This is a genomic window from uncultured Streptococcus sp. (assembly GCF_963525625.1).
Lineage (GTDB): Bacteria > Bacillota > Bacilli > Lactobacillales > Streptococcaceae > Streptococcus.
Genome location: NZ_CAURLD010000016.1, coordinates 20809 through 47577 on the forward strand (window position 1 = coordinate 20809; position 26769 = coordinate 47577).

The 26769-nt window shown below is 43.2% G+C and carries 21 protein-coding genes; 18 read left to right on the plus strand and 3 right to left on the minus strand.

Annotation, left to right across the window (positions count from 1 at the left end):
• Positions 1 to 13: 13 nt before the first annotated feature.
• Both RYK49_RS08870 and RYK49_RS08875 read left to right on the plus strand, forming a co-directional pair.
• Positions 14 to 946, plus strand: coding sequence for an SPFH domain-containing protein (locus RYK49_RS08870; RefSeq protein WP_075202729.1), 933 nt, complete (start codon positions 14 to 16; stop codon positions 944 to 946).
• A 108-nt stretch (positions 947 to 1054) separates the two neighbouring features.
• On the plus strand, positions 1055 to 1270 hold the full coding sequence (locus RYK49_RS08875; RefSeq protein ID WP_002893653.1) for a hypothetical protein: 216 nt from the start codon (positions 1055 to 1057) through the stop codon (positions 1268 to 1270).
• Positions 1271 to 1367: 97 nt separating this feature from the next.
• On the opposite strand, the gene RYK49_RS08880 is transcribed toward RYK49_RS08875, so the two are convergent.
• Positions 1368 to 2108: an amino acid ABC transporter ATP-binding protein gene (locus tag RYK49_RS08880; protein ID WP_023917192.1), complete on the minus strand. Its 741-nt coding sequence runs from the start codon at positions 2106 to 2108 to the stop codon at positions 1368 to 1370.
• On the minus strand, positions 2105 to 3670 hold the full coding sequence (locus tag RYK49_RS08885; RefSeq protein ID WP_048774113.1) for an ABC transporter substrate-binding protein/permease: 1566 nt from the start codon (positions 3668 to 3670) through the stop codon (positions 2105 to 2107). The genes RYK49_RS08880 and RYK49_RS08885 overlap by 4 nt, the downstream gene beginning before the upstream one ends.
• Before the next feature lie 131 nt (positions 3671 to 3801).
• On the opposite strand from RYK49_RS08885, the gene RYK49_RS08890 reads away from it, so the two are divergent.
• The 9 genes from RYK49_RS08890 (at position 3802) to sufB (ending at position 14074) form a co-directional block, all read left to right on the plus strand.
• Complete coding sequence (locus tag RYK49_RS08890) at positions 3802 to 5697, plus strand: DUF2207 domain-containing protein (RefSeq protein WP_023917189.1); 1896 nt, start codon at positions 3802 to 3804, stop codon at positions 5695 to 5697.
• 138 nt (positions 5698 to 5835) lie between these two features.
• Positions 5836 to 6678: an undecaprenyl-diphosphate phosphatase gene (locus RYK49_RS08895; protein ID WP_314831147.1), complete on the plus strand. Its 843-nt coding sequence runs from the start codon at positions 5836 to 5838 to the stop codon at positions 6676 to 6678.
• 195 nt (positions 6679 to 6873) lie between these two features.
• A complete protein-coding gene (mecA, locus tag RYK49_RS08900) occupies positions 6874 to 7626 on the plus strand; it encodes an adaptor protein MecA (protein WP_314831146.1) in 753 nt (250 codons plus the stop codon).
• Positions 7617 to 8783 carry a glycosyltransferase family 4 protein gene (locus tag RYK49_RS08905; protein WP_002908854.1) on the plus strand — a complete coding sequence of 389 codons (1167 nt, stop codon included), beginning with the start codon at positions 7617 to 7619 and terminating at the stop codon, positions 8781 to 8783. Before mecA ends, RYK49_RS08905 begins: the two co-directional genes overlap by 10 nt.
• Positions 8784 to 8872: 89 nt before the next feature.
• Positions 8873 to 9643 (plus strand): Fe-S cluster assembly ATPase SufC, encoded by a 771-nt coding sequence (sufC, locus tag RYK49_RS08910; RefSeq protein WP_002893635.1) that lies wholly within the window; start codon positions 8873 to 8875, stop codon positions 9641 to 9643.
• 41 nt (positions 9644 to 9684) lie between these two features.
• Positions 9685 to 10947 carry a Fe-S cluster assembly protein SufD gene (sufD, locus tag RYK49_RS08915; protein WP_314865479.1) on the plus strand — a complete coding sequence of 421 codons (1263 nt, stop codon included), beginning with the start codon at positions 9685 to 9687 and terminating at the stop codon, positions 10945 to 10947.
• A 40-nt stretch (positions 10948 to 10987) separates the two neighbouring features.
• Positions 10988 to 12220: a cysteine desulfurase gene (locus tag RYK49_RS08920; RefSeq protein WP_314831144.1), complete on the plus strand. Its 1233-nt coding sequence runs from the start codon at positions 10988 to 10990 to the stop codon at positions 12218 to 12220.
• Entirely contained in the window at positions 12207 to 12644 is a 438-nt protein-coding gene (gene sufU / locus RYK49_RS08925) for a Fe-S cluster assembly sulfur transfer protein SufU (RefSeq protein ID WP_314865482.1), read from the plus strand. The genes RYK49_RS08920 and sufU overlap by 14 nt, the downstream gene beginning before the upstream one ends.
• A 17-nt stretch (positions 12645 to 12661) precedes the next feature.
• Complete coding sequence (gene sufB, locus RYK49_RS08930) at positions 12662 to 14074, plus strand: Fe-S cluster assembly protein SufB (RefSeq protein ID WP_037616147.1); 1413 nt, start codon at positions 12662 to 12664, stop codon at positions 14072 to 14074.
• Positions 14075 to 14197: 123 nt separating this feature from the next.
• Here the strand turns inward: sufB and pbp3 are convergent, their stop codons facing one another.
• Entirely contained in the window at positions 14198 to 15466 is a 1269-nt protein-coding gene (gene pbp3, locus RYK49_RS08935; RefSeq protein ID WP_314865484.1) for a D-alanyl-D-alanine carboxypeptidase PBP3, read from the minus strand.
• A gap of 292 nt (positions 15467 to 15758) precedes the next feature.
• Between pbp3 and RYK49_RS08940 the strand changes: the two genes are divergently transcribed.
• The 7 genes from RYK49_RS08940 to RYK49_RS08970 all read left to right on the plus strand — a co-directional run bounded on the left by RYK49_RS08940 (position 15759) and on the right by RYK49_RS08970 (position 26585).
• On the plus strand, positions 15759 to 17714 hold the full coding sequence (locus RYK49_RS08940; RefSeq protein WP_032916203.1) for a peptide ABC transporter substrate-binding protein: 1956 nt from the start codon (positions 15759 to 15761) through the stop codon (positions 17712 to 17714).
• 191 nt (positions 17715 to 17905) lie between these two features.
• Complete coding sequence (locus tag RYK49_RS08945) at positions 17906 to 19876, plus strand: peptide ABC transporter substrate-binding protein (protein ID WP_314865487.1); 1971 nt, start codon at positions 17906 to 17908, stop codon at positions 19874 to 19876.
• Positions 19877 to 20108: 232 nt separating this feature from the next.
• Positions 20109 to 22085 carry a peptide ABC transporter substrate-binding protein gene (locus RYK49_RS08950; RefSeq protein WP_311164857.1) on the plus strand — a complete coding sequence of 659 codons (1977 nt, stop codon included), beginning with the start codon at positions 20109 to 20111 and terminating at the stop codon, positions 22083 to 22085.
• Between the two features lie 64 nt (positions 22086 to 22149).
• Positions 22150 to 23646 carry an ABC transporter permease gene (locus RYK49_RS08955; RefSeq protein WP_125382486.1) on the plus strand — a complete coding sequence of 499 codons (1497 nt, stop codon included), beginning with the start codon at positions 22150 to 22152 and terminating at the stop codon, positions 23644 to 23646.
• A complete protein-coding gene (gene oppC / locus RYK49_RS08960; protein ID WP_002927638.1) occupies positions 23646 to 24572 on the plus strand; it encodes an oligopeptide ABC transporter permease OppC in 927 nt (308 codons plus the stop codon). Before RYK49_RS08955 ends, oppC begins: the two co-directional genes overlap by 1 nt.
• A gap of 8 nt (positions 24573 to 24580) precedes the next feature.
• Complete coding sequence (locus RYK49_RS08965) at positions 24581 to 25648, plus strand: ABC transporter ATP-binding protein (RefSeq protein WP_125445638.1); 1068 nt, start codon at positions 24581 to 24583, stop codon at positions 25646 to 25648.
• A 10-nt stretch (positions 25649 to 25658) separates the two neighbouring features.
• Complete coding sequence (locus tag RYK49_RS08970; protein WP_125434312.1) at positions 25659 to 26585, plus strand: ATP-binding cassette domain-containing protein; 927 nt, start codon at positions 25659 to 25661, stop codon at positions 26583 to 26585.
• The last annotated feature ends 184 nt before the right edge of the window (positions 26586 to 26769 follow it).

The window sequence follows — 26769 nt, forward strand, 5'->3', positions numbered from 1 at the left end:
CTGCAAATTAAATATGTTAGAATATACTATAGTGAATCAAGGAGGCTTGAACATGTTTTTTATTCCATTTTTCTTTATCATATTGATCATAATCTTAATATTCTTGCTGCTTAGTGCAGTCTATGTGGTTCGTCAGCAATCTGTGGCAATCATTGAGCGTTTTGGACGCTATCACAAAACCAGCAGCAGTGGTATCAATTTCCGTCTTCCTTTAGGGATTGACAAGATAGCAGCTCGCGTTCAGCTGCGTTTGCTGCAGAGCGAGATTGTCGTTGAGACCAAGACACAGGATAATGTTTTCGTAACTATGAATGTTGCGACCCAGTATCGTGTAAATGAGAACAACGTAATTGATGCTTATTACAAACTTATGCGGCCAGAAGCACAGATTAAGTCCTATATTGAAGATGCCCTTCGTTCCTCCGTTCCAAAACTGACCTTGGATGAGCTCTTTGAAAAGAAGGACGAAATTGCCCTAGAGGTCCAAAAACAGGTAGCTGAAGAAATGTCGACCTATGGCTATATCATTGTCAAAACCTTGATTACCAAGGTTGAGCCTGATGCTGAAGTTAAACAGTCTATGAACGAAATCAATGCGGCGCAGCGTAAGCGTGTGGCTGCTCAGGAATTGGCTGAAGCGGATAAGATTAAGATTGTGACAGCTGCCTCTGCAGAAGCTGAGAAAGACCGCCTGCATGGGGTTGGTATTGCCGAGCAGCGGAAGGCCATTGTGGATGGTTTGGCAGATTCGATCAAGGAATTGAAGGGCGCCAACATTGAGTTGACAGAAGAGCAGATTATGTCTATTCTTTTGACCAATCAGTACCTGGATACGCTGAATAATTTTGCAGATAGTTCGGGTAATAATACCATCTTCCTTCCAGCAAATCCAGAAGGTGTCGAAAGTATTCGGACTCAGATACTTTCAGCCCTCAAAGCTAAGTAAAGAAAATTCAGAATTATTTAATTTGTTCGAATTTGGTTTGTTTAAGTTGACAAACTGTATAAAAACAATTATAGTAGTTGATGTAGCTAGAATAGAGAGGAGTAAGAAATGGCTAAATCTAATTTCGAGAAAGTAGAATCTGTTGTTAGTTGGGTACGTGATAAGAAGATCACTGGTTACCGTATTAGTAAAGAAACAAATGCACGTGAAATGTCTATCATTGCTCTTGCTCAAGGACGTGCAAAAGTGAAAAATATCTCTTTTGAAACAGCTCTTGGCTTGATTGATTTCTACGACAAAAACCATGAAAAATTTGAAGACTAAACTTCAAAATTGTGCAACTGATATTGCTCATTAAATCAAAAAAGGAATCTGGACTTAGTTCCAGATTCCTTTTTTTGTTTTTGAAAATAGAAGTAATTTAGCTGAGGAAGCGTTGCAGGAATTCTTTAGTTCTTTCTTCTTTGGGATTGGTGAAGATATCCTGCGGGCTGCCAGCTTCAGCAATGACGCCCTTGTCCATAAAGATAACATGGCTGGAAACATCACGGGCAAATTCCATTTCGTGGGTCACGACAATCATTGTCAGCCCTTCCTGAGCTAGTTCTTTCATGATTTTCAGAACTTCACCGACCATTTCAGGGTCGAGGGCTGAAGTCGGCTCGTCAAAGAGGATGGCATCAGGATTCATGGAGAGGGCGCGGGCAATAGCGACCCGCTGCTTCTGACCTCCTGAGAGTTGCTTAGGCTTGGCCTGCCAGTATTGCTCGCCCATGCCAACTTTGTTGAGGTTTTCTTTGGCAATTTTCTCGGCTTCTGACCGTTCTTTTTTCAGAACTGTTGTCTGAGCGACGATAGTGTTTTCAAGGACATTAAGATTCTCGAAGAGATTGAAAGACTGAAAGACCATGCCCAGCTTTTCACGGTAATGGGTCAAGTCGTAATTCTCGTCCAGAACATTCTTGCCGCGATAGAAAATCTGTCCGCCAGTTGGCGTTTCCAGAAGGTTAATGGAGCGCAGGAAGGTTGACTTTCCGCTGCCGGAGCTGCCGATGATGGAAATCACTTCTCCTTTATGAACGGTGAGGGAGATGTCCTTGAGGACTTGGTTTTCACCGTAGGACTTCTTGAGGTTTTTAATTTCTAAAATGGTTTCTGTCATGATTTTACTTCTCCTGTCTGCATTTGATTGGCACCTGTCGTGTAGTTGTCTGTGTCGAAGCGTTTTTCAACATAGCGCAGGATGCGTGTCACGCTGAATGTCAGGACAAAGTAGATTACAGCGATGATGGTAAAGGTTTGGAAGTATTGGTAGGTCTGGGTAGCGATAGTATTTCCAGAGAAATAAAGCTCGACTACCGAGATAACGTTCAGCACAGATGTATCCTTGATATTGATGACAAATTCGTTACCGGTTGCGGGCAGAATATTGCGGACGACCTGAGGCAGAACAATCTTGCGCATGGTCTGACCATGAGTCATACCCAGTGCTGTTGCGGCTTCAAATTGCCCCTTATCAACAGCAAATATACCACCGCGGACAATCTCACTCATATAAGCTCCAGTATTGATGGAGACGATGAAAATGGCCGCGATAGTTCGGTCGATAGAGATTCCGAAAGCCTGGGCTGTTCCGTAGTAGATAACCATGGACTGAACAATCATTGGAGTTCCACGGAAAATCTCAATATAGATATTTAAGAACCAGCCGAAGATTTTTTGCAGTGATGCCAGGAGTTTATTCTTAGAAGCTGGTGCCGTCCGATAAACTCCAATCAGCAGTCCGATGATGAGGCCTGCAATGGTTCCTGTTATCGAAATAAGCAAGGTCAACCCAGCTCCGCGTAGGAATTGAGGCCAGTTTTCAGCCAGAATCTTAGCAACTTGACTGAAGAATGATTCATTCGTTGTTTCACTATCCGTATCAACAGGCTGTTTCTGAATCATCTCATCCATCAGCTTGACTTGGTCATTGGTAGTAATCTTAGCGATTGCTGCATTGGCTTGCTCGATACGATTGTCATCCTTGCGCATCCCAATGGCAATGGAAGCATCTTCTTCGCCGACTTCAAAGCCTTTCTCAAATTGAATCATTTTGAAGTTGGAGTTGGCAGTCTCGGCAGTCAAGGCTTCTGGCCGCTCAGAGATATAGCCATCAATAACACCGGATTCTAAGGTTTGACGCATCTGAGCAAAATCGCCCATAGCTGTTTCTTTTTTGGCACCAGGCAGTTGGTCAATGAGATTGTAGAGATAAACTCCTTGCTGGGAAGTGACTTTAGCGTCTTTGAAGTCTTCTAGAGTCTTAGCAGATGCATATTTTCCATCTTTACGAACTAGGAGAACTGGCTCGCTGGTGTAGTAACTGTTGGAAAAGGCGATTTCCTTTTTCCGCTCGGCAGTTGGGCTCATACCTGCAATAATCATGTCAATTTTGCCGGAAGTCAGAGCAGGAATCAAGCCATTCCAGGAAGTCTTGACAACCAGAGGTTCCTTACCCATCTCTTGAGCAATTTTTTTGGCAATCTGCACATCGTATCCGTTGGCATATTGGTTGGTGCCTTCGATTTTTACAGCACCGTTGGAATCGTCATCCTGAGTCCAGTTGAAGGGCGCGTAGGCTGCTTCCATACCGATTCTCAGGTAGTCATCGGCCTGAATAACATGGATCGTTCCTAAGGTGACCAGGAGGGCTGTAAATAAAGTGAGTAATAATTTCTTCATGGGTTTCTCCTGCTTATCTAATAATAGTTCTTCCTATTCTATCGAAAATTACCGTTCTTTTCAATCCTAGTAAGCCCTTACTTGATAAAAATGATATAATAGAACAAAATATCTGTAAAGAGAGGTTGAGTATGAAACGATATTTTTGTCTCCTATTAGTCTTATTTTCCTGTCTTTGTTTTGGTCAGGTTGTCTCGGCTGTTGACTATGATATTGAATCCTATCAAGGCGATCTGGCCTTGCGTGAGGACAATACAGCTACCTACACAGAGAAAGTAACCTACAAGTTTAATGACGACTATAACGGTCAAATTGTGTCGCTGGGCTCTGCTGGAAAGATGCCCAATGGCTTTGCCATTGATGGGAATCCGACGGTCTCGGTTCTGACGAATGGTGAGCCAGATATGGACATTAACCCCCAAGTCAAAGACTTGGGAGATGGCTATGAGGTCAAAATCTATAATTCAGGAAACGACGGTGACAGAGTTGTTGTTACTGTGACTTGGCAGCTGAGAAATCTCCTTTTTCTTCACAAGGATATTGCTGAGCTCAACTGGACTCCTATCAGCGACTGGGATCAGGGGATAGAAGAAGTCGTTTTGACAGTTTCTGGCTTGAGCAATCCAGATAAGAGCGAGCTTTTTGCTCATAGTGGCTACTTTGGAACCCAGCCTTTCGTGGATAAGGATGGCACCGACTATCTGGTCAAACTCAATGGAATTGGCTCGGGTGATAATGTCGAGCTCCACGGCTATTGGGATCGACAAGCAGTCTCTCTTGTGTCCCAGAATGAAGACGAGAGCGACTACTTGCCAACCTTTAAAGCTCAAGAAGAAAAAATTGCCCGCAAGACGGTCTTTTACCGGCAACTAGGAGAAATTTATATGCCCTTGCTGCTCCTATGTGCCATCCTTGCAGCGGCTATTCTTTATTTTGTCTTTGCCCAGAAGATCAAGCCTAAGCAGTCTTATCCCAAGAATGCCCGTCTATATGAGGCTCCTCAGGACTTGTCTCCTCTTGTCTTGGCGGAAAATATTTACGCGGTGGACATGGAGGATGTCGATCCGACTAGGGGCGGCAAGGCAGTGCTGAACTTTGAAAACATGGTTCAGGCGACTTTGTTAGACTTGCTGGATAGGGGCAATCTCCTCCTGCAGGGAGATGCTGAAAATCCTGTTCTGCAAATAGCGACCTATGATGGACTGGCGGACTTTGAAAGACGTTTTCTGGGCATGGCTTTCAACAAACAATCCCAAGCCAGTGTGAAAGATCTCTTTTCAGCCTATCAAATTTCAGAAGATATTTATAAGCACAAGTCTTCTGCGGATGAGTCCTATATCCGTAACATTGGTAGTAATATCAAGTCCTTATTTACTAACAGTTTGCGCTCCTTATCTAAAGAAGTGCGCTCTGAAGGCAAGCGTTTGGGTCTCTTTAGTCACTACCGGCCTCTTAAAGTTCAGGAAAAGAGATTACTAATTACTGCCATTATTCTAGCTAGTGCTGTTTTGCTGTTTTCTCTTGGATTTTTATTTGTCTACTTGGGCGCTTTTGGAGGCTTTATCTGGATATATATTCCCTTAGCACTGATGGGGCTTGTTTTGATTTGCATTTTTGCTAGTAAGGCGCAGCTTTATTGGCGAGATGGCGTCCTGAATGATGAAGGCGCGCATGATTACTATCTGTGGCGAAGTTTTTCCAATATGCTGCGAGATATTGCTCATCTGGACAATACAGAAATTGAAGGTATTATCCTTTGGAACCGTCTCTTGGTCTATGCGACCCTCTTTGGCTATGCAGATCGTGTCAGCCGTGTCATGGCTCTGCGTCAGATTCGCTTGCAAAATCCATCTATGGACAGCTATGTTCAGGCTAACTTGCACTATGCCTTCTATAGCAGTATGCACAGTTTCTCAAACTACGGCCATGTAGCCACCACAGCCAGCAATTTCTCTGTCTCATCTGGCGGAAGTTCAGGTGGTGGGTTCTCCGGCGGCGGAGGTGGCGGCGGCGGTGGAGCTTTCTAATAGTCAATCCCTCGCCTATCCGGAAAAGTCTTAGTACTGGCTTTTCCTAGCCTTGAAATTGTGATATAATAAGACCTAATACTCTTTGGGAATTTATATATGACTTTCCTTGAGTAAACCCTTGTTTCAGGAGTATCTATGTTTATCATTGAAATTTTTATCTCTATTATTTACGGTATCATCGAAGGAATCACAGAATGGCTGCCGATTTCCAGTACAGGTCACCTGATTTTGATTCAAGACTTTATCCAGTATAAAAATCAAAGTCCAGCCTTTATGGAAATGTTTAATGTCGTCATCCAGCTGGGAGCTATTTTGGCGGTTGTCGTCATCTATTTTGACAAGCTCAACCCTTTTAAACCAGGCAAGTCAGCACGTCAGGTTCAAAAGACCTGGCAGCTTTGGGCCAAGGTCGTCGTGGCAGCCTTGCCGGCTGCTGTTATCGGCTTATTCTTGGATGATTGGTTTGAAGCACATTTCTACAACCTGGTCTCTGTGTCAGTGATGCTGATTGTCTATGGGGCGGCTTTTATCTATCTGGAAAGGCGCGAGCATGAGGAGCCTGCTGTGACAGATTTAGCTTCTCTTTCTTACAAGACTGCCTTGCAAATTGGTCTCTTTCAGATTCTAGCTCTCTTTCCTGGGACAAGTCGTTCTGGTGCTACTATTGTCGGCGGTCTCCTAAACGGTGTCAGCCGTTCTGTCGTGACAGAGTTCACTTTCTATCTAGGGATTCCCATTATGTTTGGCGCTAGTGGCTGGAAAATTCTCAAGTTCATCAAGAATGGGAACAGTCTGGGATTTGGGCAAATCTTCTTGCTCTTGGTTGCCATGGGGGTGGCCTTCGGTGTCAGTCTAGTCGTGATTCGTTTCCTGACAGACTATGTCAAAAAGCATGACTTTACCGCTTTTGGGAAATATCGGATTGGCCTGGGCGGTGTGCTTCTGGTTTATGCTGCAATCAAAGCCTTGATGGGATAAAAGAGACAAGTTTAATGTTTCCCTGACTATCTCATGTAGTGAAATAATAAGCTCTCGGAATTTTCTGAGAGTTTTTTCTTGTAAGGAATCTTCTCTTTCCAACAACTTCCATTTTCAGACCAATACTAGCTATTTTTTGAAATACGGGGGATTTTTTAGTATAATAGTAGGACTAGAAGTGTATGAGGTAGAGATATGGAAATGAAACAGATTAGTGATTCGACCATAAAAATCACGATTCAGCTGGAAGATTTGGAAGAGCGTGGCATGGAAATGGCCGATTTCTTGGTCCCCCAAGAAAAGACGGAAGAATTTTTCTATACCATCTTAGATGAGTTGGAAATGCCGGATAATTTTTTGGACAGCGGTATGCTGAGCTTTCGTGTGACGCCTAAGCCAGATAAGGTGGATGTTTTTGTTACCAAGTCTAAATTGGATAAGAATCTGAGTTTTGAGGATTTGGCAGATTTGCCAGACATGGACGAGCTGTCTCATATGTCTCCAGATGAATTCCTCAAGACATTGGAAAAGAGCATTTTTGAAAAGAGTAAGGAAGACATAGAAGCAGTCCAATCTTTGGAAACAGCTGAAGCAGAGGAAGGGGCGCAATTTTCTCAGGAGGCGGCTGATGAGCAGTCAGCAGAAAATGCAGAGCGTTACATTTACTACATCCTGCGATTTGAAGATATTAAGGCTGCTGCGGCCTTTGCCCAGACGGTGGACTATAAGATTGACTTATCAGAGCTTTATAAGTATGATTCAGTTTATTATTTGACGATTTTGGTAGACGTTGAAGGCTGCCCAGAGCGCTATCCAGCTTGGCTCTTGGCCAAAATGCGTGAGTTTGCAGATGACTCAGATATCACTCGGGCAGTGCTGCAGGAGCACGGTCATCTGCTTTTGGTGACAGATGCCGTCTCCGGCCTGCAGAAGGTTGAATGCCTATGATTACTTTTCCGTTAAAGTTTATCTTGGTATTGCTGGGAACTTTTTTTATCGGGGTGATTCTGACGCCCTTGGTTCGGCTCTTAGCCTTTAAGATTGGTGCGGTAGATTATCCCAATGCTCGCCGCATCAATAAAAAGCCCATGCCTAGCAGTGGCGGGCTGGCGATTGTAGCGGCCTTTTCTATCTCTACTCTGCTCTTGATGCCGCAGATTGTTGCTGTAGATTTTTTTGGACAAACCTATTTTGATTATGTTTGGCCAGTCGTTCTAGGCGGTTTGATTATTGCCTTTACAGGGCTGGTTGATGATATCAAAGAGCTGTCGCCTATGCTGAAAATGGGTGGAATTGTTCTAGCAGCCAGCCTAATCTGGTGGCTGACAGATTTCCGATTGGATGATTTTAAGCTTCCTTTTGGCGGACCTTTCCTGCATTTTGAGCCTTGGCTGTCCTATATTTTGACAGTGGTGTGGATTATTTCTATCACCAATGCGGTTAATTTGATTGACGGTCTGGATGGTCTGGTGAGTGGGGTGTCCATCATCTCCTTGGTGACGATGGGGATTGTTTCTTACTTCTTTTTGCCCCAACACAATCTCTTTCTGACCCTGACTATTTTCGTTTTGGTCTTGTCAATTGCGGGTTTTTTCCCTTACAATTACCACCCAGCTATCATCTATCTTGGTGATACGGGGGCCCTTTTCATCGGCTTTATGATTGCTGTCTTGTCCTTGCAAGGGCTGAAAAATGCGACGGCTGTTGCGGTGGTTACTCCTATGATTATCCTAGGAGTGCCGATTACGGATACTTTTCTGGCGATTATCCGCCGTACCCTGTCTGGTCAGAAATTTTATACGCCTGACAAGCACCATCTCCATCATAGGCTCTTGTCTCTGGGATTGACTCACCGAGGAACAGTGCTGGTTATCTATGGGATTTCGCTGGTCTTTGCCATGATTTCTCTCTTATTGAATGTTTCCAGTCGAATTGGTGGCGTGCTCTTGATGATTGGCTTACTTCTGGGTGTTGAGCTCTTTGCTGAGCTGGTCGGAGTTTTGGGGCCTAATCGTACTCCTTTGCTCAATATTCTCCGTTTTATTGGGAACTCCTCCTACCGAGAGGAAGTTCGGCGGAAATGGCGTCAAAAGAGGAATAAATAAGAATAGCTCTAAACAAAATAAAAGCCTTTTGGGCTTTTTTTTGGTATACTAAAGTGTGTAAATCAGCTAAGCAAAGAAAGGAAAAAGAAATGTCTGTCTTAGAAATCAAAGATCTTCATGTTGAAATTGAAGGGAAAAAAATTCTCAAAGGGGTGAATCTCACTCTGAAAACGGGAGAGGTTGCAGCCATCATGGGCCCAAATGGGACAGGGAAATCCACCTTGTCTGCAGCAATTATGGGCAATCCTAACTACGAAGTGACTCAAGGAGAGGTGCTTTTTGATGGAGTCAATATCTTAGAATTGGAAGTGGATGAGCGTGCTCGCATGGGACTCTTCCTTGCTATGCAGTACCCTAGTGAAATTCCTGGCATTACTAATGCAGAGTTTCTCCGTGCTGCTATGAATGCTGGCAAGGAAGACGAGGAAAAAATCTCCGTCCGCGACTTTATCATGAAGCTGGATGAAAAGATGGAACTGCTCAACATGAAAGAAGAAATGGCTGAGCGTTACCTTAATGAAGGTTTCTCCGGTGGTGAAAAGAAGCGCAATGAAATCCTGCAGTTGCTCATGCTTGAGCCGACTTTTGCCCTCTTGGATGAGATTGACTCAGGTCTGGATATCGATGCTCTTAAGGTTGTTTCTAAAGGAGTTAATGCTATGCGCGGTGAAGGCTTTGGTGCTATGATTATCACCCACTACCAACGCCTGCTCAACTATATCACTCCAGATGTGGTTCATGTCATGATGGATGGTAAAGTCGTTCTTTCTGGCGGTCCAGAATTGGCAGTCCGCTTGGAGAAAGAAGGCTATGCCAAATTGGCTGAAGAGTTGGGCTTCACCTATACCGAAGAAGCCTAGTCAAACATTCTTTTGACTTTGATAAAAGATAGGAGAATGACATGACTAAAGAATTAATTCAAGAATTTTCACAGCTACATGCAGAGCCAGACTGGCTCTTTCAACTGCGCCAGCAGGCCTTTGATAAAATTGACCAGTTAGAATTGCCGCGTATTGAGCGGGTTAAGTTTCACCGCTGGAATCTGGAAGACGGCCGTATTTCAGAGAGCGAGCCATTGACAAGTGTTCCAGACTTTACTGCTCTAGAAGATAATCTCAAGCTTGTTCAGGTGGGAACTCAGACTGTTCTGGAGCAATTGCCGGCTGATTTAGCAGCGCAAGGTGTGATTTTTACTGATTTCCACTCTGCTTTGGAAGAAATTCCAGAGCTGGTAGAGAAGCATTTTATGTCCGCGGTTAAGTACGATGAGGACAAATTAGCGGCTTATCACACTGCCTATTTCAACAGCGGAGCAGTTCTTTATGTGCCGGACAATGTTGAGATTGACCAGCCGATTGAAGGGATTTTTTATCAGGATAGCGAAAGCGATGTTCCTTTTAACAAGCATATTTTGATTATCGCAGGCAAGCATTCCAAAGTTAACTACTTGGAACGCTTGGAAACTTATGGTGAGGGCTCTGTTCCAGTAACAGCCAATATCACTGTCGAAGTTATTGCTCAAGCTGGTGCTCAGATTAAGTTTTCGGCTATTGACCGCTTGGGCGAAAATGTAACGGCTTATATCAGCCGTCGCGGTAAGCTGGACAACGATGCTATGATTGACTGGGCCATTGGCGTTATGAATGAAGGCAATGTCGTAGCGGACTTTGACAGCGACCTCTATGGCAAGGGTAGCCATGCGGATATGAAAGTGGTGGCTCTTTCAAGCGGTAAGCAGGTTCAGGGAATTGACACCCGCGTAACTAACTATGGCTGCAACTCTATCGGAAATATCCTGCAGCACGGGGTTATCTTAGAAAAAGGAACCCTGACCTTCAATGGTATCGGCCATATTATCAAAGGGGCTAAGGGAGCAGATGCCCAGCAGGAAAGCCGGGTTCTCATGCTGTCTGATCAGGCTCGCTCAGATGCTAATCCCATCCTTTTGATTGATGAGAATGATGTGACAGCTGGTCACGCGGCTTCTATCGGTCAGGTAGATCCAGAAGATATGTACTACCTCATGAGTCGGGGGCTTGATAAGGCGACAGCAGAGCGCTTGGTCGTGCGTGGCTTCTTGGGCTCAGTGATTGTGGAAATCCCTGTTAAGGAAGTCCGTGATGAAATGATTGAAAATATCGATATTATTCTCGCAAAGAGATAAAAAGCTGGGCTTTGTCCCTTGTAAGTAGATAGGAGTCTTCATGTCTGGATTTAATGCAGAAGCAATCAAGCAAGATTTTCCCATTTTGGACCAAATTGTCAATGATGAGCCTTTGGTTTATTTGGACAATGCGGCGACAACCCAGAAACCCAAGCAGGTGCTGGCAGCTATTGAAAACTACTATCTTAGAGACAATGCCAACGTCCACCGCGGTGTGCATACGCTAGCTGAGCGGGCAACGGCAGCCTATGAAGAAGCCAGAGAAAGAGTTCGTTCTTTTATCAATGCAGCTTCTAGCAGAGAGGTTCTCTTTACACGAGGGACCACGACGAGTCTTAATTGGGTGGCTCAGCTTGCGGCTGAAAGGCTGCAGCCTGGTGATGAAGTGATGATTTCTATCATGGAGCACCATTCCAATGTCATTCCTTGGCAGGAAGCTTGTAGGAAGACCGGAGCCAAGTTGGTTTATGTCTATCTCAAGGACGGTGCTCTAGATATGGAAGATTTCCGTGCCAAGCTCAATGAGCGGACCAAGTTTGTCTCGCTGGCTCATGCTTCCAATGTCCTCGGTGTCATCAATCCCATCAAGGAGATTGCCCAGCTGGTTCATCAGCAAGGAGCGCTTTTGGTGGTGGACGGGGCTCAATCTATTCCGCACATGAAGATTGATGTGCAGGACTTGGATGTGGACTTCTTCGCCTTTTCGGGGCATAAGATGGCTGGACCTACCGGTATCGGGGTTCTCTATAGTAAGGAAGAACTGCTAGAGCAGATGTCACCGGTCGAATTCGGTGGCGAAATGATTGATTTCGTTTATGAGCAGGAAGCGACCTGGAAGGAGTTGCCTTGGAAGTTTGAGGCCGGCACTCCAAATATGGCAGGAGCAATCGGTCTTGCGGCAGCCATTGATTATTTGGAAGACTTGGGTATGGATGCCATTGCCCAGCATGAGCAGGACTTGATTGCCTACGTATTTCCTAAGCTGCAGGCAGTGGAAGGCTTGACCATTTATGGCTCTCAGGATTTGGCCCAGCGCTCAGGCGTGATTGCCTTTAACCTGGATGGTCTTCATCCGCATGATGTCGCTACGGCTCTGGACTACGAAGGAGTAGCTGTTCGGGCGGGTCACCATTGTGCTCAGCCCCTGCTCACCTATCTGCAGGTGCCAGCGACTGTGCGAGCCAGCTTTTATGTCTACAATACCTATGCGGATTGCGATAAGTTGGTAGATGCTTTAGAAAAGACAAAGGAGTTTTTCAATGGCGCTTTCTAAGTTAGACAGTCTTTACAAGGCGGTTGTGACCGACCACTCGGCTAACCCTCATCATCTTGGGAAGCTGGAAGATGTGGAGCAGGTAGTCCTCAATAACCCAACCTGTGGTGATGTTATCAGCCTGTCTGTGAAGTTTAATGCTGAAAACCAGATTGAGGATATTGCCTTTGTGAATTCCGGCTGTACCATTTCAACGGCTTCGGCCAGCATGATGACAGATACGGTTCTGGGCAAGACAAAAGAGCAGGCACTGGAATTAGCAGAAGTCTTTTCGCAGATGGTTCAGGGCCAAGAAGACAGTCGCCAGAAAGAATTGGGAGATGGAGCCTTTTTAGCAGGCGTTGCCAAATTCCCGCAGCGGATTAAGTGTGCGACCTTGGGTTGGAATGCCCTCAAGCGAGCAATTGAAGAAGATAAAAAGTAAGAATGTGAAAGGAAATTATGTCAGAAGAAAGAGTAGAACCAAAACCGATTGATCTCGGTGAGTACAAATTTGGTTTCCATGACGATGTTGAGCCTGTTATCTCGACAGGAAAAGGGCTGAATGAAGCGGTCATTCGTGAGCTTTCTGCAGCCAAGGATGAACCAGAATGGATGCTGGATTTCCGCCTCAAATCCTACGAGGCTTTCAAGAAGATGCCGATGCAGTCTTGGGGGCCGGATTTGTCAGAAATTAATTTTGATGACTTGATTTATTACCAAAAGGCCTCTGATAAGCCAGCTAGAAGCTGGGATGAAGTGCCTGAGAAGATCAAGGAAACCTTTGAGCGGATTGGTATTCCAGAAGCAGAGAGAGCCTATCTGGCTGGTGCGGCAGCCCAGTATGAATCCGAAGTGGTCTACCACAATATGAAGGAAGAGTTCCAAAAGCTAGGTATTGTCTTTACGGATACCGACTCAGCTCTTAAGGAATACCCAGAGCTTTTCAAGCAGTATTTTGCTAAGCTGGTCCCTCCAACAGATAACAAGCTAGCAGCTCTCAACTCCGCCGTCTGGTCTGGTGGTACCTTTATCTATGTGCCAAAAGGTGTCAAGGTAGATGTTCCTTTGCAGACTTATTTCCGGATTAACAATGAAAATTCTGGTCAATTTGAGCGGACTTTGATTATTGTCGATGAGGGCGCTAGCGTCCATTATGTAGAAGGATGTACAGCTCCGACTTATTCCAGCAATAGCTTGCATGCTGCGATTGTTGAAATTTTTGCCCTTGATGGTGCCTATATGCGCTACACCACTATTCAAAACTGGTCAGATAATGTCTACAACCTCGTGACCAAGCGGGCGCGGGCCATGAAAGATGCGACGGTTGAGTGGATTGACGGGAACCTTGGTGCAAAAACAACTATGAAGTATCCGTCTGTCTATCTGGATGGACCTGGAGCGCGCGGAACAATGTTGTCTATTGCCTTTGCCAATACCAATCAGCACCAAGATACAGGGGCTAAGATGATTCACAATGCTCCGCATACCAGCTCATCTATCGTGTCTAAGTCCATTGCTAAAGGCGGAGGTAAAGTGGACTACCGCGGTCAAGTGACCTTTGGAAAGAATTCACAGAAATCCGTCAGCCATATTGAGTGTGATACGATTATCATGGACGATATTTCGGCATCAGATACCATTCCCTTTAATGAAATTCATAACTCTCAGGTAGCGCTGGAGCATGAGGCCAAGGTTTCTAAGATTTCAGAAGAGCAGCTCTACTATCTCATGAGCCGTGGCTTGTCTGAATCCGAGGCAACCGAAATGATTGTCATGGGCTTTGTCGAGCCATTTACCAAAGAACTGCCTATGGAATACGCTGTTGAGCTTAACCGTCTTATCAGCTATGAAATGGAAGGATCAGTTGGGTAAAACTTGAAATCACTGCTTGAAGAACCGCGTTGCGAGTTAATATTCAAAGAAGTTTGCTAGTTCTAATCCAACATTTACAAAACATACAAAACAACCGCAAATCATTTGATTCGCGGTTGTTCTTTATAGTTTCTCGTTGACATAGCGGACGAAGTCATTCCACCAGACCTTAAAGAAAATGCTTTTTTCTATCTCTTGGCCGGCCACCATTGTGACGGAAGGTGCTTTGTTTTCCAGATAGCCTTGACCGATTGGCTCAGGGTCGGTATAGGTCAAGGTGCCAAGCTCAGTATTTTTTTTCAGAGGAGCTTGGAAGCCTTGTTCCTTGGTTGAAAATTCTACCTTGTGTTCCGCCTGATTTGCGATGCGTTCAATGATGGTAAAATCCTTGCTGGCAACGGCTGGCACGGCCTTTTGCTTGCCATCAATAACGGTTGAATGGCTTTTATTGTAGGCTTCTCCCTCAGCCACAATAGTCGTCTGGGTGAAGTTTTGCGAAACATAGTTCATTAAAGACGCTGTGGCTACAAAGCGTGCGTAGGGGTCGCCGTCAGTTTGCTCAACGTCCAGCACAACTGTAATCATGCGGATACCATTTTCAGTAGTCGTTGCAACAAAGGAAGAGCCTCCCTTCTCCGAACTGCCGGCTTTGAGTCCGTCCACACCTGAGCGGAAGTTGGACTGGTTTTCCAGCATGAAGTTATAATTTTCCAGACTCGTCCCCGCAATTTTGGCTGTGGACTTGGAAGTGATCTCTGTCACTTGAGGGAAGTCCATAATCAGATGTCGGCTGATAACAGCCAAGTCGTAGGCGCTGAATTTGTTTTCAGTGTCCTTGCTTTTTTTAGCTGTGCTAGCTGAGGCAGTATAGTCTGTTTCTTCGGTTGCGTATTCCAGAAGTAGAGTATTTAGCCCTGTGGAGTTCACAATAGTAGCATCTTTGATTCCCCATTCTTTGAGCTTGGCCTTCATCATTTGGACGAAATTTTCTTCGCTGCCCCCAACCTTCTCAGCCAAAGCAATCGTGGCACTGTTGGCGCTGGACATCAAGGACGCGGCAATCAAGTCCTTGACTTTGTAACGTTTGGCTTCCAAAGGGACATTGCTGATATTTGGATTAGATGTTAGATTGTAGGCGTAGTCTGAGATATCAACATAGGTATCGGCAGTCAGGTCTCCTCTGTCAATGGCTTCATAGACCAGATAGACGGTCAAAAGATTGGTGATGGAGCCGACTTCGATTGGAGTATTAGCATCTTTTTCGTAAAGAATCTTTCCAGAAGTAGCGTCCACGGCCATTGCACTTTTAGCGGCAATGTTGTAATCATCTGCTGCAACCTTGCTAGCGGTCAATCCGACCAAAACTAGAAAACATAGGAATAATCGTTTCATTTCTTTCCCCTAAAACAAGATATAACCATTGTATCATAAAATTCTCTTTTCTTTTATAAATCAAGGATAATAAAAGGTTACAAAATAAATGTAGAGAAAAGTAGGGTAATCCCCTTAAAGAGATTTTTTATAAAAGCATCTTTCGGAAAAACTCACAAAATAGAAAAATATTTGAAATAATACAGATATACAAACTGAAAAATAGAAAATTATTATTTTTCTACATAAAGCATTTGTTTTTATAAAAAAATATTGTATAATAATACAATATAAATTGAGAAGGAGAATGCTCATGAAAAAATCTAAATGGTTGGCCATTACTGGACTGACAGTCGTGTCAACACTGATTTTAGCTGCTTGTGGAAGCTCCAGTGCCAGCAATACATACTCTTATATTTATCTGACTGACCCTGATACCTTGGACTATGTAAACTCCAATCGGGCAACGACTTCTGATGTGGCTTCAAATCTGGTCGATGGTCTTTTGGAAAATGATAAGTATGGTAATCTGGTTCCATCTATTGCGGAAGACTGGACTGTTTCAAAGGATGGTCTGACCTATACCTATAAGCTTCGCAAAGATGCTAAATGGTATACATCAGACGGTGAAGAATACTCAGAGGTTAAAGCTCAAGACTTTGTCACTGGTTTGAAGCATGCAGCAGATGAAAAATCAGAAGCTCTTCCTATCGTCCAAAGCTCTATCAAAGGCTTGGATGCCTATGTCAAAGGAGAGTCTAAAGACTTCTCAACAGTTGGAGTAAAAGCAGTTGATGACCACACGGTCGAATACACGCTCAACCAGCCAGAAAGCTACTGGAACTCTAAGACGACCATGGGGATTCTGTTCCCCATCAATGAGGATTTCTTGAAGTCACAAGGCAAAGATTTTGGTACCGTAAAACCTTCTTCCATTCTTTATAACGGACCTTATGTTCTGAAAGCATTCACTTCTAAGTCTGTCATTGAATATGCTAAAAACCAGAACTATTGGGATAAGGACAATGTCAAGGTTGAAAATATAAAACTGACTTATTTTGATGGTTCGGATCAGGAATCCTTGATCCGCAACTTCTCAGACGGGGCTTATTCTCAAGCACGGCTTTACCCTACGAGCTCTAACTATGCTTCTGTAGAAAAGCAGTACAAAGACAATATTATTTACACACCACAGAATTCAACTAGTTTCTATTTTGCTTTCAATCTGAATCGTAAGACTTATAATCATTCGTCTAAGACATCAGATGCTCAAAAGGCATCAACTACAGCTGCTATTCAAAATAAAGACTTCCGTCAGGCAATCAACTTTGCCTTTGACCGGACATCTTTTGGAGCTCAGATGAATGGTAAAGATGGGGCGACTAAACTCATCCGTAGCTTGCTAGTTCCTCCTAGCTTCGTGCAGGTTGATGGCAAAGACTTTTCAGATGTAGTAGAGAGCAAACTTCCTACATACGGTGATGAGTGGAGCGGTGTCAAACTGACAGATGCCCAAGACAGCATCTACAATGCTGATAAAGCCAAGGCGGAATTTGCCAAGGCAAAAGAAACCTTGCAAGCTGAAGGTGTAGAATTCCCAATCCATATTGACGTCCCTGTCGATCAGTCTGACAAGGTTTTGGTACAACGGACGAATTCCTTCAAACAGTCTGTCGAATCAGCGCTTGGCCAAGAAAATGTCGTTATTGATGTTCAGCAAATGTCAACAGATGACTTTGATAATTCTGCCTACTTTGCAGAAACAGCAGCTCAGAAAGACTACGATCTCAACATGTCTGGCTGGTCAGCAGACTACCAAGATCCATCAACTTATCTGAATATCTTTAACCCTGAAACAGGTGATGCTGCAGATAATATTGGTATAGAAAAAGGGAAAAATGCTGATGTGGCAAATAAGGTTGGCTTGAATGAATACAAGGCTTTGCTGGATGAAGCTGATCAAGAAAAACAAGATACAGATGCTCGTTACACCAAATACGCAGCAGCTCAGGCTTGGTTGACGGATAGCTCCATTGTTATTCCTAGTGTTTCTGGTGGTGGTTCACCAGTCGTTCAGAAGGTTGTGCCATTTACCAAGTCTTACTCTTATGTCGGAATCAAAGGAGATGCCTATGTCTTTAAGAACATGGAGCTCCAAAATGATATTGTTACAGCTAAAGACTATGAAGCGGCTCTTAAGAAATGGGAAAAAGAAAAGGAAGCATCCAATAAAAAAGCCCAAGAAGACTTAGAAAAACACATTAAATAAGGTTCTGAACCGCGAGCTTTTGATTCTTTATAAACAGTTTGGAATCAAAAGTTTGTGAATACGATAAAGCGAGACTGAGACATTTTGTTCCAGTCTCTTTTTTATATGACTCTCTATTGCATTGAAGCGTTTACATCCTGTCGCAGAAGTGCTATAATGAAAGTAATCTTAATGAAAACTGGAGGAAGTTTATGAAAACATCTAAGTTAGCTGCAGCTGCTGGGCTTGTCATTCTCTCTGCAGGAATTCTGGCTGCCTGTTCGTTTGGTGGCTCCAATTCATCTGGGAAAAACTATAGCTATGTTTATACGGCAGATCCAGATACGCTGGATTACACTGTGTCCAATAAGCGGGCAACCAATGAGATTATGGCTAATGTAGTGGATGGTTTGCTAGAAAGCGATAAGTATGGTAACTTAGTGCCTTCTCTAGCGGAAGATTGGACCGTTTCAAAAGATGGTCTAACCTATACTTATAAGCTTCGTGAGGGAGTGAAATGGTATACTTCTGATGGTGAAGAGTATGCAGATGTGACTGCTAAGGACTTTGTGACCAGTCTGAAGCATGCCGCAGACAGCAAGTCTGAGGGTCTCTATATCATTCAAAAATCTGTTAAAGGCTTGGACGACTATGTCAATGGTAAAATAACTGATTTCTCCCAAGTGGGTGTCAAGGCGGTGGATGATTCTACTGTTCAATACACTTTGAATCAGCCAGAAAGTTTCTGGAATTCTAAGACAACCATGGGGATTCTTTTCCCAATTAACGAAGAATTCCTGAAATCAAAAGGTGACAAGTTTGCTCAGGGAACGGATCCGACCAGTGTCCTCTATAACGGTCCGTTTATCTTGAAATCTATCACTTCGAAATCTCAAATTAGCTTAGAGAAGAATCCAAACTATTGGGATAAGGAAAAGGTGAAAATTGACACTGTCAAATTTTCTTACTACGATGGTCAAGATACAGAATCTCTAGTGCGTGGCTTCTCTGACGGCAACTACACCATTGCTCGTCTTTTCCCAAATAGCTCCAACTTTGCCAGTGTGAAGAAACAGTATGGCGATAATATCGTCTACACTCCTCAAGGTTCAGGAACCTTCTTTGTCACAACTAATATCGACCGTCAGTCTTACGAGCATACTTCTAAGACAACGGATGCACAGAAATCTTCTACTAAGAAAGCACTGCTCAATAAAGATTTCCGTCAGGCTCTGCTTTTTGCCTTTGACCGTACTGCCTATTCTGCACAAACCAATGGTGAAGAAGCAGCAGACAAGCAGCTTCGTAATACCTTTGTTCCGCCAACCTTTGTACAAGCTAATGGTAAAGAGTTCGGCAGCATTGTAGAAGAAAATCTGGCTAGCTACGGTGATGAGTGGAAGGGAGTCAAATTAGACGACGCTCAGGATGGTCTTTATAATCCAGAAAAAGCCAAGGCAGAATTTGCCAAAGCTAAGGAAGCGCTGCAGGCAGAGGGAGTAGAATTCCCTATTCATCTGGATATTCCGGTTAGCTCAGCAGATACCAATGGTGTTAAGAGTGTTCAGTCACTGAAGCAGTCTATTGAATCCAATCTTGGCTCTGACAATGTGGTGATTGACATTCAGCAGATGACAGATGATGAGTTGAATAACATCACCTACTTTGCGACCTCGGCATCTCAAGAAGACTGGGACTTAAATAATAATCTTGGCTGGAGCCCAGATTATAACGATCCATCTTCTTATTTGGAAATCACTGGCTCTAAGACTGGTGAGAATGTTGACGGCTACTTTGGATTTGATCCTGGTACAGACAATGCGGCAGCTAAAGAGGCTGGCTTTGAAGAATATGACAAACTCTTGGAAGACGCAGCTTCGGAAAACGAGGATATTAACAAACGTTACGAAAAATATGCTGCAGCTCAGGCTTGGCTGACAGACAGTGCTCTGTTGATGCCAGCTTGGTCATCTGGTGCAACACCAAGTGTCCGTAAGGTTGTTCCATTCTCAGGACCATTTGCTTGGACTGGAAACAAGGGTGAATACAGCTTTAAATATGTTGAAATCCAAGATAAACCAATAACGACTAAAGAATATGAGAAAGCGCGTGAAAAATGGGCAAAAGAAAAGGAAGAATCCAATAAAAAAGCTCAAGAAGAACTCGCGGAACATATCAAATAAATCAAGAAAATCCCATTGTAGCAACAGTGGGATTTTTGATGATTTTAGAGGCGGAATGGGCGAGACTAAGGTTGTCTAATCCTAGATGACAGACATGCGGGAAACCTGATTACATAAACATATGAGGGTGCCAGTGAGCTAACTTAATATTCTGAAAATTTATTTTACTTTTAGTACTATCTATGCTATAATCTTAATTAAATCTAAAAATCTAAAAGATGGAGAAACCCATATGAAACAAAGCAAAGTCCTTGCGTTAGCAGGAGTTACTCTTCTTGCGGCTGGCTTTCTTGCAGCTTGCTCAGGCTCTAAGCCAAACACAAAATCAGGCAGTTCTAACACCTTTAATTATATCTACGAGACAGATCCTGAAAACTTGAACTATCTCACTTCAAGTAAAGCTGCTACAACAGACTTGACAGCAAATGTCATTGACGGTCTTTTAGAAAACGACCAATATGGGAACTTGGTTCCTTCAATGGCAGAAAAATGGACTGTATCACCAGATGGGAAGACCTATACATACAAGCTTCGCAAAGATGCTAAGTGGTATACTTCTGAAGGTGAAGAGTACGCAGATGTCACAGCAGAAGACTTTGTCACAGGTCTTAAGTATGCGGCAGACAATAAATCTGAAACAATCTACTTGGTTCAGGATTCTGTCAAAGGGCTTAAGGACTATATTTCTGGGAAGATTGATTTCTCAGAAGTAGGGATCAAAGCAGTCGATGATCATACCGTTGAGTATACTCTTAATGAGCCAGAGAGCTTCTGGAATTCTAAAACTACAATGGGAATTCTCTACCCAGTAAACAAAGACTTTTTGAAAAACCAAGGCGATAAGTTCGCTCAAGCAACTGATCCAACAAGCTTGCTTTATAACGGACCTTTCTTGCTCAAATCATTGACTTCAAAATCTGAAATTCAATTTGAGAAGAATCCTAATTATTGGGACAAAGAAAATGTTCACGTAGATGCAGTTAAACTCTCTTTCTATGATGGACAAGATCAAGGAAAACCTGCTGAGCAGTTCAGCCAAGGCGCATTGACAACAGCCAGACTTTTCCCAACTAGTGCGACTTATGAAAAGGTTGAAAAAGACTTTAAAGATAATATCGTCTATACACCTCAAGATGCCTCAACTTTCTTAGTAGGTACTAACATTGATCGCCAGTCTTATAATCATACGGCTAAGACATCAGAAGTTCAAAAGACTTCAACTAAGAAAGCCTTGCTTAACAAGGACTTCCGTCAGGCTTTGACCTTTGCCTTCAATCGTGAGTCCTATGCATCTCAGATTAATGGTAAGGACGGAGCAGACAAACTTCTTCGTAACCTTTACATCCCACCTACATTTGTGCAAGCTGGTGACAAGTCCTTCGGTGACTTAGTTAAGGAAAAAGTAGTAACTTATGGCGACGAATGGAAAGACGTTGACTTCTCAGATGGTCAAGATGGTCTCTATAACGAGAACAAAGCAAAGGCTGAATTCGCTAAAGCAAAAGAAGCTTTGAAAGCTGATGGAGTGGAATTCCCAATTCATCTGGACATTCCGGTTGATCAAACAGCTACTTCTAAAGTACAGCGCGTTCAATCCCTCAAGCAATCCATTGAGAAGACTTTGGGAACAGATAATGTTGTGATTGATGTTCACCAATTGTCTAAGGATGAAGTGACTAACATTACCTTGTTTGCTCCTTCTGCTGCTGAAGAGGACTGGGATATTTCAGATAATGTCGGCTGGTCTCCGGACTATCAAGATCCATCTACCTATCTTGATGTTATCAAACCTGGTGGTGAGAATACTAAGACCTTCTTAGGATTTGACGGCACCGATAATGCTGCAGCAAAACAAGTTGGTTTGGATGAATATACCAAACTAGTTGAAGAAGCTGGAGCAGAGAAGATGGATCTCAACAAGCGCTACGAAAAATATGCGGCTGCTCAGGCTTGGCTGACTGATAGTGCTTTGTTGATTCCGGTAACCTCTAGAACTGGCCGTCCAACCTTGACTAAGGTAGTGCCTTTCTCAGCACCGTTTGCTTGGTCTGGTGCTAAGGCGCGTGAAGCAGCAAGTTATAAGTACATGAAATTGCAGGATGAGCCTGTAACGACAAAAGATTATAATAGCGCTCAGGAAAAATGGAATAAAGAACGTGCGGAATCTAATAAAAAAGCTCAAGAAGAATTAGCAGACCACGTGAAATAAGCTTGCTAAGAGAACTTTCTCTAATAGAGGAGAAAGTTCTTTTGGAATTTAAAGGAAACGATAAATGAAAAAATATATTTTTATGCGTATCTTACGCTCAATTGTGTCGATTTTCTTGGTGACGACCCTGACTTATGCCATTATCTATACTATGGTGCCAAGAAGGTTGATTTTCAAGCAGGATCCTAACTATAATAAAATAGCGACCAATAAAGATAAAAAGACTAACTATGAGAACACCATCTTTGAGCGGATGGGTTACATTGACTATTATGATACCAAGGAACTGCAGGAGAAGGCTAGCAAGGAAGATTCTTCTGTTACCACAGAAGCTACTGAAGCAAACGAGAAGATTTATCAGAAGTATATTGATAAACTCGGTAATGGCTGGAAATTGCAGAAATTCCCACTGAGCGGAGAATTCTATGCTGTACGTGAAGTACCTGTGTATGAACGTGTCTTTGAGTTCTATGCTAATTTGATTCAAATTGACCATCCAAATGTTATCCAAGATGAGGAAAATCCGAACCTAGAGCGTTATATCCGGTTTGAAAATGATCCTTCTATTGGTTGGTCTCTTGTAGGTTCTGGTACCAAGCATAAATATTTGCTTTACTTTAATGGTCAGTTCCCATTTGTCCACCAGAACTTTATTACCTTTAATTTAGGTAATTCTTATCCAACCTATGCCAATATCCCTGTTCTGCAGGTTATTACGCAAGGACAAGGACAAACTAAGTCTTCTGAAGTTCAATTCCCAACAGGTAAAAAGACATCGTCTGTTAACATTTACTCTCGTACCTATAAGACACCAAGCAAAGCCGATTCACAGGACATTGCTAAGTTTGGTAAGGGAGATGCCTATACAGCGACTCAAAGCAACTATCAAAATCCGTCCATGATTACCAGCTCAGCCATTATTGGTTTGATTGGTGTGGCTCTGTCTTATCTGATTGCTATTCCACTCGGATCCTACATGGCTCGACTCAAGAATACATGGTTTGATAGCATTTCTACAGCTGGCTTGACCTTTATGATGTCACTGCCAACCATCGCCTTGGTCTACATCGTCCGTTTGGCTGGCTCTGCTGTTGGTCTTCCAGATTCCTTCCCAATCTTGGGAGCAGGAGATTGGCGTTCTTATGTCCTTCCGGCTGTTATTCTAGGGCTTTTGAGTGCTCCTTGGACGGCTGTTTGGATTCGCCGTTATATGATTGACCTGCAGTCTCAGGACTTTGTCCGCTTTGCGCGTGCGAAGGGGCTCTCAGAAAAAGAAATTTCTAACAAGCACATCTTTAAAAACGCTATGGTGCCGCTGGTATCTAGTATCCCAGCTTCTATCGTTGGTGTTATTGCAGGTGCGACTCTGACAGAAACTGTCTTTGCTTTCCCTGGTATGGGTAAGATGCTGATTGATTCTGTTAAGGCATCCAATAACTCTATGGTTGTTGGTCTTGTATTCATCTTCACATGTCTGTCTATCTTCGCTCTCTTGCTGGGTGACATTCTGATGACTGTACTGGACCCACGTATTAAGTTAACATCAAAAGGAGGTAAATAATGGCTACAATTGATAAAAGCAAATTCCAATTTGTCAAACGTGACGATTTTGCCTCTGAAACGATTGATGCTCCAGCCTATTCTTACTGGAAATCAGTCATGCGTCAATTTTTGAAAAAGAAATCAACCATTACCATGTTAGGAATTCTGATTGCCATTATTCTCATGAGCTTCATTTATCCTATGTTTTCAAACTTCGACTTTAATGACGTGAGCAAGGTAAATGACTTTAGCATGCGTTATATCAAGCCAAGTGGTCAATACTGGTTTGGAACGGACAGTAATGGTAAGTCTCTCTTTGACGGTGTTTGGTTTGGTGCCCGTAACTCTATTCTCATTTCGATTATTGCGACGGTTATTAATCTGGCTATCGGAGTTATCATTGGCGGTATCTGGGGAATTTCCAAAACAGTTGACCGCGTCATGATGGAAGTCTATAATATCATTTCAAATATCCCAGCCCTCTTGATTGTCATTGTCTTGACCTACTCTATCGGTGCTGGTTTCTGGAATCTTATTTTTGCCATGACGATTACTGGTTGGGTCGGTATTGCCTACACTATCCGTGTGCAGATTATGCGCTATCGGGATTTGGAATACAACCTTGCCTCTCGTACTCTTGGTACACCAACTCTCAAGATTGTAACGAAGAACATTATGCCGCAGTTGGTATCTGTTATCGTGACCACCACTTCACAAATGTTGCCAAGCTTTATCTCTTACGAAGCCTTTCTGTCCTTCTTTGGATTAGGGCTTCCTGTAACAGTGCCAAGTTTGGGACGCTTGATTTCAGATTATTCTCAAAACGTGACGACAAATGCTTACCTCTTTTGGATTCCACTCACAACTCTGATTTTGGTATCCCTTACTTTCTTCGTAGTTGGTCAAAACTTAGCCGACGCCAGCGATCCACGTACACATAGATAGGAGTAAATATGACAAAGAATGAAAATGTAATATTGACTGCTCGCGATATTGTCGTGGAATTTGATGTTCGCGACCGAGTTTTAACAGCCATTCGCGGAGTCTCTCTGGACTTGATTGAAGGCGAAGTACTTGCTATTGTTGGTGAATCTGGTTCCGGTAAGTCTGTCTTAACCAAAACCTTTACTGGTATGTTAGAAGAAAATGGCCGTGTAGCCCAAGGAACCATTGACTACCGCGGTAAAGATTTGACAACTCTTCGTAGTAACAAAGATTGGGAGCCGATTCGCGGTGCAAAAATTGCGACTATTTTCCAAGATCCGATGACGAGCTTGGATCCCATTAATACGATTGGAAGCCAGATTACAGAAGTCATTATCAAGCACCAAGGAAAATCAGCCAAAGAAGCTAAAAAAATGGCCATCGATTACATGAGCAAGGTCGGAATTCCAGATGCGGAAAAACGTTTCGAAGAGTATCCTTTCCAATACTCAGGTGGTATGCGTCAGCGGATTGTTATTGCTATTGCCTTGGCTTGCCGTCCTGATATTCTTATCTGTGATGAGCCGACAACAGCCCTCGATGTAACCATTCAAGCGCAGATCATTGACTTGCTCAAATCCTTGCAGCAAGAATATCATTTCACAACCATCTTTATTACGCACGACCTTGGAGTTGTAGCTAGTATTGCAGATAAGGTTGCAGTCATGTATGCTGGTGAGATTATCGAATACGGTACAGTTGAAGAAATCTTCTACGAGCCAAAACATCCTTACACATGGAGCTTGCTATCCAGCTTACCTCAGTTGGCAGATGCGAATGGGGCCCTTTACTCGATTCCTGGAACTCCGCCGTCACTTTATTCACCAATCAAAGGAGATGCCTTTGCTTTGCGTTCTGACTATGCCATGTCAATTGACTTTGAAGAAGCAGCGCCGGCTTTCAATGTGTCAGATACTCATTGGGCTAAGACTTGGTTGCTCCATGAAGATGCACCTAAGGTTCATAAACCAGAGATTATCGAAAACCTGCATGAAAAGATTCGTTCAAAAATGGGCTTCAATCAATTAGAAGCTTAGGAGGAAGGAAATGACTGAAAAATTAGTTGAAATTAAAGATTTAGAAATTTCCTTCGGCGAAGGAAGTAAGAAATTTGTAGCAGTAAAAAACGCAAATTTCTTCATCAATAAGGGGGAAACTTTCTCTCTTGTAGGAGAATCAGGTTCTGGTAAGACTACTATTGGTCGAGCTATTATCGGACTTAATGATACCAGTGCCGGTGATATCTTCTACGAAGGTAAAAAGATTAACGGGAAAAAATCAAAAGCAGAAGAAGCGGACTTGATTCGTAAGATTCAGATGATTTTCCAAGACCCAGCTGCCAGTCTGAATGAGCGTGCAACTGTTGACTACATCCTTTCGGAGGGTCTCTATAATTACCATTTGTTTGACAGTGAAGAAGATCGTCAAAGAAAAGTGAAAGATATCATCAATGAAGTTGGCTTGTTGGCTGAGCATTTAACTCGCTATCCTCATGAATTCTCTGGTGGACAACGTCAACGGATTGGGATTGCTCGCGCTTTGGTCATGCAACCAGATTTCGTAATTGCTGATGAGCCTATCTCTGCCTTGGACGTGTCTGTCCGGGCTCAGGTTCTGAATCTATTGAAAAAATTCCAAAAAGAGCTAGGACTGACATATCTCTTTATTGCCCATGATCTCTCAGTGGTTCGTTTCATTTCTGATCGTATCGCCGTAATTTATAAAGGTGTCATTGTAGAGGTAGCTGAGACAGAGGAGTTGTTCAACCATCCGGTCCATCCCTACACACAATCCCTGCTCTCGGCTGTTCCAATCCCAGACCCAATCTTAGAGCGTAAAAAAGTGTTGAAGGTCTATGATCCTGAACAGCACGATTATTCTGTTGATAAGCCAGAAATGGCAGAGATTCGTCCAGGACACTACGTCTGGGCTAATAAAGCTGAACTCGAAAAGTATAAACAAGAACAAGAATAGAAAAAATGTCCGAAAGGGCATTTTTTTGCTCATTAAAAAAGATATAGAATGTAAGTCAATTGACCAGCCACAAAGGTATGTAATATTATCCACTAACTTAAAAACAATAATTTTTTTAAAAAATATTAGAAAAGGTATTGACAGGAGGTGTGGTTGGGTGATATACTAATATAGTTGTCGCGAA